Origin of the sequence: Moorena producens PAL-8-15-08-1 (assembly GCF_001767235.1) — a bacterium.
GTDB classification, from domain to species: Bacteria; Cyanobacteriota; Cyanobacteriia; order Cyanobacteriales; family Coleofasciculaceae; genus Moorena; species Moorena producens_A.
Window position 1 is genome coordinate 8,428,402 of the sequence record NZ_CP017599.1, and the last position, 12,370, is coordinate 8,440,771.

A 12,370-nucleotide genomic window follows, 5' to 3' on the forward strand; every position below is an offset into this window, starting at 1 on the left:
AATTACCAATGACTAGTTACCAATGACCAATGACCGAATTACCAGATTGGGTGCGATTGCAAAAAGCCCTGTCGGTAGAAGCAAGAGTTGGCTTTACTGATTTGGAAGGGAATCAATACCGCTTTAGTGAATTCCTCTGCCTCAGTTTTGGTAAGACTCCTAATGTCCTAACATCAACTGAGAAACGGCGTTGGCAGGACATCGGCAATCAGTTTGCCCGTTATTCTCAGATGACGCTACAGCAAAGGCAACATCTGGTAGCTGAGACTCGCCGCTTTCTCAACGACCTCAAGCAGAACACTCAACGCCGTTTAGTTGAAGATCAATCTCAAACAGAACATCCTATGGTCAGAGTGCCTAAAACCAAGCCCTTGGTGGAGAAACAACAGGCATCCTCAGAGCTTGGTAGTAAAAAAAACCTTGACCTACCACTGGCTAAGTTGGCAGCGGTGGGTAGTAAAAACAGTCAGTATTTAGCACGTCTGGGTCTGCACAAAGTGCGTGACTTGCTCTATTACTACCCCCGTGATCATATTAACTATGCCCGTCAGGTTAATATGGCTGACTTAGTACCTGGTGAAACAGTCACTATCATGGGTACGGTGAAGCGCTGTAACTGCTTCAGTAGCCCCCGTAATAAAAAATTAACTATTTTAGATATAGTCTTAAAAGACTCTACTGGTCAAATTAAGCTCAGTCGTTTTTTTGCTGGCTTTCGTTACAGTAATCGTAGCTGGCAGTATCAACAAAAGCGGCGGTATCCAGTGGGAGCAGTGGTAGCTGCTTCGGGTTTGGTAAAGAAAAATAAATATGGGATTACCCTAGAAGACCCGGAACTGGAAGTATTAGAGCATCCAGGGGGTAGCATTGACTCGATGAAAATAGGTCGAGTTGTACCGGTTTATTCCCTAACAGAAGGGGTGCCAGCTGACTTGGTCAGGCGGGCAATAATTGCTGCACTTCCCTACACCTCTTTGATTAAGGAACCCTTGCCAGTAACCTTTCGTAAAGAATATGGGTTGATGGGGGTCTGTGATGCGATCGCAAACATTCATTTTCCCCAAGATGCAGACACCCTTGCTGATGCCAGAAGGCGCTTAGTCTTTGATGAATTTTTCTACTTACAGCTAGGATTTCTCAAGCGCCGCCAAGCTCAGCGTAAAAGTCAAAGCAGTGCGGTCATGGCTCCGATTGGTAAACTCTTTGACCAATTTAATCAACTGCTTCCTTTTGAATTAACTGGGGCTCAGACACGAGTCATCAATGAAATTCTCAAGGATATGGAATCAGAGACACCCATGAATCGGTTGGTCCAAGGAGATGTTGGTTCCGGTAAAACTATTGTGGCAGTTTATGCTATTCTAGCCGCCATCCAATCGGGGTACCAAGCCGCTTTGATGGCTCCTACTGAAGTATTAGCTGAACAGCACTATCGTAAGTTAGTAAATTGGTTCAATTTACTACACCTTCCCGTTGAATTACTAACAGGTTCCACTAAAGTTTCCAAGCGTCGAAAAATTCATTCCGAGCTAGAAACAGGAGAACTTCCTTTGTTGGTCGGAACCCATGCTTTGATTCAAGACCCAGTGAACTTCAACAATTTGGGTTTAGTGGTGATTGATGAACAGCATCGCTTTGGGGTAAAGCAACGGGCTCGTTTACAGGAAAAAGGTCAATCTCCCCATGTGCTGACTCTGACCGCCACACCAATTCCCAGAACCCTAGCGCTAACCCTCCACGGGGATTTGGATGTGAGTCAGATTGATGAATTGCCCCCTGGTCGTCAGAAGATTCAGACCACTGTGCTAAGGGCTAAAGAGAGGAAACATGCCTATGACCTGATTCGTCGAGAAGTGGCTCAAGGACGGCAAGCCTATATGGTATTGCCCTTAATTGAAGAATCGGAAAAATTAGATTTACGCTCAGCAATCGAGGAGCATAAACGACTTTCTGAAAGTATATTTCCAGAATTTAAAGTTGGGTTACTTCATGGTCGGATGAGTTCAGCCGATAAAGATAAAGCACTGAGTGCTTTTCGGGATAACAAGAGCCAAATTATTGTTTCAACTACCGTGATTGAAGTGGGTGTGGATGTACCCAATGCTACTGTAATGATGATTGAAAATGCAGAACGGTTTGGGTTATCTCAGTTACACCAATTACGGGGTCGTGTCGGTCGAGGTTCTGACAAATCTTATTGTCTTTTAGTCAGTGGTTCTAATACTGAAACAGCAAGACAACGTTTGGGGGTATTAGAACAGTCCCAAGATGGCTTTTTTATCTCTGAAATGGATATGCGTTTTCGTGGTCCTGGGGAAGTTTTAGGTAAGCGCCAATCTGGGTTAGCAGATTTTGCTCTAGCTAGTTTGGTAGAAGACCAAGAGGTATTAACTTTGGCCCGGGATGCAGCCGAAAAGATTATTCTTCAGGATGAGATATTGGAGAATTACCCTTTAATGAAAGTTGAGTTAGAGTATCGGTATCAGTGGTTAATGGATGGGACGATTATGACTTAATTTACCATAGAATTGTTTCAGAATTAGGGAACAGGGAGTAGGGAGTAGGGAGTAGGGAGTAGGGAGTAGGGAGTAGGGAATAGGGAGTAGGGAGTAGGGAGTAGGGAGTAGGGAGTAGGGAGTAGGGAGTAGGGAACAAAAATTCTCAAAATTCCTACACTGATCCCTATTAATAATAGAAATTAATAATGGATAAACGCAGAAATGTTGAATGATAGTTAAAAAACTAGACAAATAGCCTCTAATTTAATAAAATAGAGGATAAATAAAAATATAATAATGTTGTTTAAATGATATCAAATTTTCCACAAATCATCAAAAAACACCTAGGAAAACTACCTAATGATGATTATCCAGTCCTAAATACTTTCCTATTTGTATCAACCTGGTTAGAATTTGTCTTAGATTGGCCAAAAGGCCACGCTACGCGAACAAAGTCAAACTAGTATGAGGAGTTTATTTAAGCGTTTGAATGTACGCGGCATAGAGGTAGACATATCGACTTTCTCTAAGGCGAGCAAAGTTAGAAATCCAATGGTATTTTATAATTTGTTCGTTCACTTAAGAAAAAATCTACATAAAAACAAAAAAATAGGGAATAATAAATTAGCATTATTTCCGATTGATTCGACCATAGTAACATTAACAAGCAAGCTGTTATGGAGCCAAGGCTTTAATCAAGTAAAATTATTCAGTGGCTTAAATTTATTAACAGCAGAGCCAGGAGGAATAATGATTCATTTTGGTCAAGGTCATGATAGTAAATATGGGGATAACACAATAGAATCAACTCCAGAAAACGGAGTTGGCGTAATGGATAGAGGATTTGCGAGCTTGGAGAGAATAAAAAATCTCAAGATCAAATATAATCGTTATTTTGTCTTAAGAATTAATAACAATTTCAAGCTAGAAATGTTGGAGGATGGCCAGTACATAATTGGAACAGGTAAAGATCAAGTAAAAGTGAGATTAGTCAACTTTTGTGACCTCGAAACTAAAACTGAATTTAGACTAGTGACTAACCTACCAGAAACAGGTGAAGCAGGAAGAAGTAATGAAGATATTGCAGATTTTTATCGTTTATTTGAAGTTACCGTAAGAGAGTGGAGCCTTTAATGTCGGCAGGTTATGGGTAAAAGGTTTAAGTTATATGAAGAAGGCTCCACTCTCTAAGGTTTCGTCTCCTTGGATGGCAAATAGAGTTGTTCTGGAAGTTTTTGAAAATGCATCTGAAACTCGAAAGATTAATAACCAAAAATATTAATGGTATTGAAATACAAATATATAGCTGTCTGATCGGCGAAGCCGCGCCAAAGGCGATCGCTTACCTGTTATTACAATTGGTTAATATTCCTCATGAATTTGGAAGTAAATTATTAGATAAGCTTCGATATTTACAAGCTTTTATGTGTGAAAATATTAGCTATGTACATTGGTTTGATAAGATGGTGTTCTCGTGAAGCTATCTGGTGTGTTATAGGTGTAGTGTATCTAATTTTAGGTACATAACTCTCGGGATTCAACATTTATGGGATAAACGGTAATGGTTAACCGGGAAACCAACTAATTATTTTTATGATTTTGAGTTAGTTTTTGACTTCAAAGATATGGTGCATATAGCGGTAGCGGTTTTAAATTTTGTTAAGTGCAGAATTATCATTTTATGTAACATAAAATAAGCAATATAAAATATATCAGTATTCAAACTAAGTTAGTGCTTATGGCTTATTACAGCGTTTTTAATAGCTATCAGGTGCGCTTGACCCATTAAGAATTAAATTCGCTCTTTGTGCGCTTTCTAATGGCCATTGAAAACTGCTGTAATAAGTAAACTGTATTTTTTTGATTATTTTTATAATTCATTTATCGGTAAATGACTATAATTTTTTGAATTTTGAATTTTGAATTGGGCAAAGCAGTAAAGAAATCCTCAATGAATTGTGATAATTTTTGATGCCATATTCCCAGGGCGTGCGCTTTCCGTAGGCGAATTAAATTCGCCACGGGTCGCACCGCTCCCTATTCCCTATTCCCTATTCCCTATTCCCTATTCCAATACCTCAACTGTCCCCAACTGACCATCAATCCTGACCCGCTGACCATCTCGTAATATATCAGTGGCATGATTAATATCCATTACGGCTGGGATACCATACTCTCGGGCTACAATGGCACCGTGGGACAGACGTCCCCCTACTTCAGAAATTAAGCCACCAGCACGAGCGAGTAATGGTGCCCAACCGGAATCGGTGTAGGGTACAACCACAATGGTTTCCTGGTCAATAGTGATATCACTTTGCAAGGTTTTCACTACTTTTACCAAACCCTCTACAAGTCCCGAACTGGCACCAATGCCTTGTAGCAGTCGTTGATCAGACCCAGCTAAAGATTTGGGCTCAGCGGGTAAGGGAGGATTATTGCCATAAACCAGGAAAGGTACGCTAGTCAGCTGAGCATCCTGTGCCAATTTAGTCCGCCGTTGTTGCACAATTTCTGGAAGCTGTTGTCTGAGTTCCTGGTTATCACTACCTACTAGAGAGCGAATTTCGGCTAACTCCAAGAAAAAAATGTCCCCTGGTTCAACTAGTAAACCTGACAGCAGCCAGCGTGCCTCTAGAGCCAAGAAGCTCCAGCGTAGGTGAGCCATCAGCTTAGAGTAGACTTGGGTCACCCGACCTTTGAGATCCAGCCGTGCTTGTACCACTTCAGCTTTCCAGCGTTGCCCTCTAGCTTTTGGAGATTGAGGGAGTGGATACGCTAGAAACTGAGCGAACAACTTTCTGACAGCTCGGGGGTCTTCTTGCCAGCGGGGAATTGCTACATCGGTTGCCACTTCGCTAAGGTAACCATAGCGCTCAAGAAAGCGGTCAAACTGCTCTAAAATGCTGGAACCATCTGGAATTTCTGCGAGGGTGGCAAACAGAGAGGCTCCACTGTCATAGATAATCTGTTCGTGGCTTAATAAATGGCGAGCATCTGTTGCTATCTTAGCCAAGGCTCGCATACTATCGACCTCTGGAGTTTTGCTATTATCTAGTTCTTTGTCATCAATCTTGAGTAGTCCCTGCCGCAAGGACATACTAAGGGGAGCAAGAATACTATAGTAAGTGGCTCGTTTCAACACTGCCAGAATGCTGTCGATGCGTTCTAGGAGTTGCACTGGAGATAATTCCGACTGGGCTCTTGCTGAAAGCTGATTCAATAGGGGCAGAAAGTGGGTTTGGTAATCCGCTTCAAAGTCTTGGTCTAAACGCCATTCCCGACCGAGCAATCGTAGTAAACCAGGTAGGTTTTTGATAGTGGTATTGATCGGTGGTTTGGAAAACTTAGCTCCCCTAGTCAGAAATTCCAGACTTTCCGGGGGTAGACCCATACGCCTAAAAATTTCCCCCAACAGCGTAACATTGAAGTAAGCATGGGAATAGTGCAAAGTGGCAGTTTCAGTGAAATCCATTCCTCGTGCTCGTCTCCCTAGCACTATGGTAAAAATCTCTCCCCAAACACCGCAGGTTAGGGGACGATTAATCGACCAAGTTAGGGGTCGGATTACTCCTGGAATTACTTCCGCAGCAATTTTACGAGTCCAGGTTGGTTGTAGGGTAGTGATAGGTCGTGCTTGCAGTAACCAAAGGCTTTGACCGTCATAACTCCACTCAATATCTTGGGGAAGACCCTGGTAATAGTCTTCTAACCGACGTGCCAAGAGCGCCACTTGTTTGATTAAGGCTGGGGGGACATCACCACTGCCTTCAATCCGTGAGGAGGCCAAACTTTCTGCTGAATCCTCTTGCTCCCCTGACTTCTGGAAATAAACTTGGTACTGCTCTGGTGTTACTTTACCCGATACAACTTGTGTAGCATATCCAGGTAGGGCTTCGACCACTACAGCTTCTCCCTGTTGGGAAATAGGGTCACGACTGAAAGCAACCCCAGAAAAAACCCCCTTGACTTGTTTTTGAATGAGCACAGCCATCGCTGTATCTGGCAGTTGCTGATCCCGACGGTATTGTGCAGCTACTGGATTACGATAAGACTCTAAGACTCGATTAATGGCATCGAGTAGTGCGGCTGAGCTGGTCACCTGCAAGATGCTTTGATACTGCCCTGCGGCTGATGCCTGGGCTGAATCTTCTCCTATGGCGGAAGAACGCACTACCAGGGGTTCAGATTCAGAAACGGGTAGGTATTTGAGCAAGGGTTCTGGATCATCCCCTGGAGGGAGTACCCAGCCCACAGGTACTGAGTAACCAGAACGCTTCAGCTGGGATAGGGTGGCAGCTTTTTCCCCAACTTTTTTACGGTCTAGTTTGGTGTCCAGAGAAATTACGGCACTATCGCCTTGGAAAAAATGAAACACTTTCTTAGATTCTGCTTGAGCTTCCCCACTCGGAAGGTCTAAGTCATCGGGAATTTTTTGATAAATCCAAGCTAATAATAGACTCAAGCTGGTGGCAATTACAATTCTGGAGAAATCCTGGGGATGTAATAAAGCCAGAATCACAGGGAACAAGACTAAAATCACCCGTTTGCCATGTTTGGGATTGCGGAAAATGGTAAAGCTAATCCCTCCAATCAAAAATACCAGCAATGCCAAAATGGGGTCATGCCATAATACTCCCCAAGTGACATTGGTCGTCCCTGCACCTTTGCCTATCCAGTAACGACCTAACACCAACATGATTAGAGCGATCAATTCCCAAGCTGATTCACTGGGAAAGAAGTGGCGAGCTAGTAAGACTGCTGCAATTCCTTTTCCTGCCTCTGAGAGCACTGCCAAGACACCAACCAAATTTCCTCCGTGGTAAAAGGCGGCTGAAACTGATATATTACCAGTACCGACCTGGGCTAGGTTATGCCTTGTCAGTACACGGGTAATCCAGGCAATCAGAGGAAGTCCGCCTAAGATAGGACAGACGGTAACAATGAGCAAGAACCCTAAAACCTGGTTTAGTGTCATGGGACTAATGGAAATCACTTAGTGAGATAGAGAGGGCTTGATAATAAGTACTTTATTAATAAGTATATAAGAAGTAGATAAGAACTATTTGAACTTAATGGCATCAAAATATGTCTAGTAATCGCAACTAGCAATCATAAGTTGAGTTTGTCAAATTATCTAACCCAAAAGCAAGCCAAATTGTCTAAAAAAATTGCTGGCTTAGTTTAACTAAAATACGAGTAAAGTATTTATATCATCTGGTAGATTATTGCCTGTTATAACAATAATAGTTTTGGTTTCATGTCTTAAGCTGATTTAGTCCCTCACTTGTTTTGATGGCTACAGCTTTTGCACAGGGTTTCTCAAGTAGCTTTTCCATAGTGAATTGGATTCCTATGCCAGTAGCACGTCAAACCCCATCTTGCCCCTGATAGTCACACTTTTGAATTAGTTTACGATGTTTGGTAAGGTTAAAGTCTTTTCTTTTTTTTTATTTAAGCATGTCTTGATGCCATAGCGAGTGGGGGTTTCCACGGGGCTTACAAGGTGCGATCGCGGTGTTCCGCACACAGCCCCTCCCCAAGACCGCGCTGTATCGCTTGATCATGTATAGCAGAAGTCAGAAGTAAGAACTAAGAAGTCAGAAGTCAGAAGTTAGAAGTCAGAAGTCAGAAGTCAAAAGTAAGCTATGACTAAGTTTCCGAGTTTAGGAATGTCAAACACCTGAATGGGTAGTGCTATATTATAGTGTTTGGACCAATCCTTACACAGATAGGGAGGTAATGGTATGGCTAAGATTGTCGGTGTTCATGGTATTAATCAAGAATTTAGAGGTAGTAATACAATTTATGATCAATGGCTACCAGCCCTCAAGGATGGCTTGGAGCGTGTTGGAGCTAGATTAGATTCTGATCATGAATTCCACTGTGCCTTTTATGGAGACCTGTTCAGAGGTCGCTCGAAATCAGCAATGGGAATACCTAACTATGACGCCAGTGATATTGACTCGGATTGGGAGAAGGAACTCCTCCTGGAATGGTGGAAAGAAGCAGCAAAAGTAGAAGATGATATTAAAGGCCCAGCCGATCTATCCAGAGAAAAGGCAACACCCAGACTTGTTCAAAAGGCTTTAAATGCCTTAAGTGGTTCTAGGTTTTTTGGTGGTGTTGCTGAAAAGATCGTGATTTCTTTTCTGAAGCAAGTTGGGGGTTACTTACATAATCCAGAGTTAAGACAGCAAATTCGCGATCGCATTGTGAAAGCCATAGACCACGATACCCGTGTATTGGTTGGTCACTCTCTGGGGTCAGTTGTCTGTTACGAAGCCCTATGCCAACATCCAGAATGGTCAGTGGAGGTTTTTGTGACTCTAGGTTCCCCATTGGGGATAAGAGGGCTGATTTTTGATCGTTTGGAACCCTCACCGGTCTCTAATTTGGGGTCTTGGCCGGGAAGTGTAAAAAAGTGGATCAACATTGCGGATGCGGGAGACATTGTTGCTTTAGAAAAAGAATTAAATCCTTTATTTGACGGGTTAGTGGAAGATAAGCTTGTTTATAATGGATCCGATGCTCACAATGCTAGTAACTATTTTACCGCATCTGAAACAGGAGAAGCTATTAAGTTGGGCTTGATGGATGAGTAGACGAGGCATAATATGACGGGAAAACCCAGGTATTATTTAATCGCTTGTGGAACAAGCAACTACAACGATCAGGATGTACCTAACTTAGATAGTGTTCCAACAGACTTACAGAGAGTTGTTGATTTATTCATTCATAAATTTGGATATGAAGAAGCCTTGACTAATCTTCGTTTAAATCCGAAGAAAGATGATTTAATCAAACAATTTTCAGACTGGCTTCAGCATGAAGAACGATGTGAGATCGATCGCGTAATCTTTTACTATTCCGGTCATGGTGAAGACCTCAAAGGAGATAGACATTATCTTTTGATGGAAGAGACTGATTACAATCAAATACCTCAGACATCCTTGCCAACAGAAGATTTAGTTCGTCCTTTGAACAACGAAGGAGTTAAGATTGAACAAATCCTGTATATTATCGATACTTGTTATTCTGGAGTCGGAATAAGTGATGTTTCGAAATTTACTACACAAGTTGTTCAGAAATACCAATCGGTAAGAGGAGCAGGTATCGCAGTTCATGGGATTGCAGCTTGTCGTGCCAAAGATACTGCCAAAGAAGATGTATTTTCTAGGGGGTTGGAGCAAGCTCTTAAAGATTTAAGTAAAAACTACGAGAATTTATATATTCCTCTAGACTATCTAATTGACCAAATTAATCAGATTATTTCCTCAGAGCAACGTGCTTCCTACTCAGCTTCTGGCTCTGAGATATCTGCTAAGTTCTTCCCCATTATGCCTAATAATATACAAACATGGGAAGACAAGCAAGATGAACTGATTAGCAAACTTTTTGCTGAATTAAAGAAACACCCAGAACATAGCTTAATTCAGGTTAATTCCTTTATTTTAAGTTATAATATTATTGAAAAGCTTGTCTTAAGTGACGAATTTATTCTGGATTGTAGAGAAATCAAAAAAAGACTGACTGAATTAGGACAAAAACCAGTTTCAAGAGGAATATGCCCTCTAGTGGCTTGTGCAGAATGGTGTCGGCAAAGATTTTCTAAACAGAATGACAAATTGAGGAGACTTGCTATTACTATTGAAAGTTGGCAACAGGAAGTTATAAGATATCGAGAAGATGCAAACCTCTCTACAATCCAAGAATCTGTTAAAAAAGCTGATTTAAAATTTCAAGAACTGATTAAAAAAGAAAATCTGCGACTTCAAGTTGAGATTGAACCAGAGGTTGATAATGATAATGGTACAGGACAAGGGTCTGGTGTCTTACTTTTGAGTATGAATCTTTGGCTTGAAAGTCAGGATTTACCACTTGGTCGGTTTGCAGAAAAGATACGGTTAGAACCTTGGGAAAGTGAACAGAGTGACTCTGAGCAAGAGAATGAGAGTTTATACACTAATCTTGAAAAAATTTTACCCAACTTAATTCGGAATGCTCGTTATAGTTTACCGGAACGAGTTAATTTAACAATTGAGTATTTTCTTCCCTTCGACTATTTCAAAACACAATTGGATAAAATTACATTTAAGCGAGGAAGAAAACGAACACCGCTCGGTGAAGAGTACCCAATTTTTATCAACTCCTTTGAACGATATTTTGATCAAGATTTTCTTGAGATTCGTGATGAGATTGAAGTCAAGAAGCAAGGGTTATGGAATGATGTAAATAATTCAGTAACTGAACCCAGTGTCCCAGGGGAATTTGAAGGGGATGATATCTATTATATGGGTACAGACCCATCAGATTCCGATCTAGAAAGAATTGAAGAGGCTTTACCCATTGCGGTTTGGAGTCGGAACCTGAACCAACCTCTGATTGAAGGAGAGCATGTAAACCTCTCAGAATGGCAAAATTGGCCTAACAAAATACGTGATTTACGAAAAAAGAAAAACGGTTTGGAGGTAACCCTTCTCTGGGATGATTTATATCCGAAGCCTTCCCAACGCTGTAGACCCTTAAATACCGACCATCTATAGCGTTTATCGTAGCTATGAGGTACACATTATTTTTTACCTCTTACCTCTTACCTGCTCCCGTCTTGATGCAGTCGCTCATGGGGGAAACCACGGCAGTCGCTCATGGGGGAGACCCCCAAGACCGCGCTGCCTCCCCAAGACCGCGCTGCATCGCTGCTCCCTGCTCCCTGCTCCCTAAAAACCATAAATTTATACCTCACAAGTCGTAGAATTGCTATATAGTAAAATGCCAAAAGACCCAACATCTGACCAGCCAGATCCTCGCATCTACCGGGGCTTAACCCTCAGTGCGGAAAGTTTACCAACCCCAGAAGACCAACAAAAGCATCTGAGTCGTATTCCACCGCCCCCGCCTTGGCGCACCTTTGGTCTGTCAGTTGAGCAATGGCGTGAAAAAGCAGAATCACAAAATACCCAAGACATCGTAAGAAAGATTAATCCAAGGGCATTGGGGTTTGTTCCGACCAAGCAAGCGCTAGAATTGGTCAATGCTGCATTGTGTTTACGTCGCCCTTTACTGATTGAAGGAAATCCCGGTAGCGGCAAAACATCCTTAGCCTATGCAGTAGCAGCTGAATTGGGACTACCGGGGCCTTACCGCTGGTCAATTGTTTCTCGCACTACTCTGAAAGATGGTCTCTATGCCTACGATGCCATTGGGCGACTACAAGAAGTGTCTTTACTGAGGCAACAAGTTGGTAATACAGAGAGAATAAAAGAGCCTGACATTGGTAACTATTTAAGATTAAGACCAATGGGTATGGCATTTCATCAATCTCAACCCCGTAGACCGGCAGTGCTGTTAATTGACGAAATTGATAAGAGTGATATTGATATGCCCAATGATCTCTTACATATATTTGAGGAAGGATTTTTTGAGATTCCAGAACTGAGTCGTTTAAAACGTAACTCCCAAAAGGTACTTCCTTACCGCAGTCAAAGCAATGATAGTGATGAAAAAATTTCGATTGACAAAGGATTAATTCAATGTCAAGAGTTTCCCTTAGTCTTGATGACCAGTAATGAAGCACGGGAGTTTCCACCAGCCTTTCTACGCCGATGTCTACGGTTATCTCTCAAGCAACCTGATACAGAAGAGGGTTTCTATAAAATTTTAGAAAACCGCTTTGATGCCACCCATTTAAAGCAACTGGATGACCCAGCCCGGAAATTAATCAACGAATTTTTGAAACGGATTAAGGCAAGAGACACAACGTTAGCGACGGATCAATTGTTGAATGCTATCTATTTATTACTACAAGGAGATGACTTGACTGAAGAAACACGGAAAGAGGTATTGAATACTATCTTCAAATCACTGTGAGGTCA

7 protein-coding genes and 1 pseudogene are annotated in these 12,370 nt (G+C 41.9%); 6 read left to right on the forward strand and 2 right to left on the reverse strand.

From position 1 onward, the window contains the following. Positions 1 to 29: 29 nt before the first annotated feature. On the forward strand, positions 30 to 2,516 hold the full coding sequence (gene recG, locus BJP34_RS30865; protein WP_070395644.1) for an ATP-dependent DNA helicase RecG: 2,487 nt from the start codon (positions 30 to 32) through the stop codon (positions 2,514 to 2,516). Between the two features lies 1 nt (position 2,517). Here the strand turns inward: recG and BJP34_RS45860 are convergent, their stop codons facing one another. Beyond that, a complete protein-coding gene (locus BJP34_RS45860) occupies positions 2,518 to 2,655 on the reverse strand; it encodes a hypothetical protein (RefSeq protein ID WP_168166534.1) in 138 nt (45 codons plus the stop codon). A gap of 151 nt (positions 2,656 to 2,806) precedes the next feature. Here BJP34_RS45860 and BJP34_RS30870 point away from each other — a divergent pair. Further along, positions 2,807 to 3,976 (forward strand): annotated as a pseudogene (locus tag BJP34_RS30870) (transposase). A gap of 587 nt (positions 3,977 to 4,563) precedes the next feature. On the opposite strand, the gene BJP34_RS30880 reads toward BJP34_RS30870, so the two are convergent. Next, positions 4,564 to 7,473, reverse strand: a complete 2,910-nt coding sequence (locus BJP34_RS30880) for a glycerol-3-phosphate acyltransferase (RefSeq protein WP_070395646.1) — start codon at positions 7,471 to 7,473, stop codon at positions 4,564 to 4,566. Positions 7,474 to 8,242: 769 nt separating this feature from the next. On the opposite strand from BJP34_RS30880, the gene BJP34_RS30885 reads away from it, so the two are divergent. Genes BJP34_RS30885 through BJP34_RS30895 form a run of 4 tightly spaced genes read left to right on the forward strand, consistent with a single transcriptional unit; the run spans position 8,243 to position 12,365 of the window. After that, entirely contained in the window at positions 8,243 to 9,100 is an 858-nt protein-coding gene (locus tag BJP34_RS30885; RefSeq protein WP_070395647.1) for a hypothetical protein, read from the forward strand. A 12-nt stretch (positions 9,101 to 9,112) separates the two neighbouring features. Beyond that, positions 9,113 to 11,041 (forward strand): caspase family protein, encoded by a 1,929-nt coding sequence (locus BJP34_RS30890; protein WP_070395648.1) that lies wholly within the window; start codon positions 9,113 to 9,115, stop codon positions 11,039 to 11,041. Between the two features lie 14 nt (positions 11,042 to 11,055). Then, complete coding sequence (locus BJP34_RS41400; protein ID WP_149031271.1) at positions 11,056 to 11,250, forward strand: hypothetical protein; 195 nt, start codon at positions 11,056 to 11,058, stop codon at positions 11,248 to 11,250. A 17-nt stretch (positions 11,251 to 11,267) separates the two neighbouring features. Next, entirely contained in the window at positions 11,268 to 12,365 is a 1,098-nt protein-coding gene (locus tag BJP34_RS30895; protein WP_070395649.1) for an AAA family ATPase, read from the forward strand. The last annotated feature ends 5 nt before the right edge of the window (positions 12,366 to 12,370 follow it).

What these genes read in the sequence shown, in the direction of transcription:
- BJP34_RS30890 (WP_070395648.1), top strand. Translation starts at nt 9,113, where the DNA reads ATGACGGGAAAACCCAGGTATTATTTAATCGCTTGTGGAACAAGCAAC.
- BJP34_RS30885 (WP_070395647.1), top strand. Translation starts at nt 8,243, where the DNA reads ATGGCTAAGATTGTCGGTGTTCATGGTATTAATCAAGAATTTAGAGGT.
- BJP34_RS30895 (WP_070395649.1), top strand. Translation starts at nt 11,268, where the DNA reads ATGCCAAAAGACCCAACATCTGACCAGCCAGATCCTCGCATCTACCGG.
- BJP34_RS41400 (WP_149031271.1), top strand. Translation starts at nt 11,056, where the DNA reads ATGAGGTACACATTATTTTTTACCTCTTACCTCTTACCTGCTCCCGTC.
- BJP34_RS30880 (WP_070395646.1), bottom strand. Translation starts at nt 7,473, where the DNA reads ATGACACTAAACCAGGTTTTAGGGTTCTTGCTCATTGTTACCGTCTGT.
- recG (WP_070395644.1), top strand. Translation starts at nt 30, where the DNA reads ATGACCGAATTACCAGATTGGGTGCGATTGCAAAAAGCCCTGTCGGTA.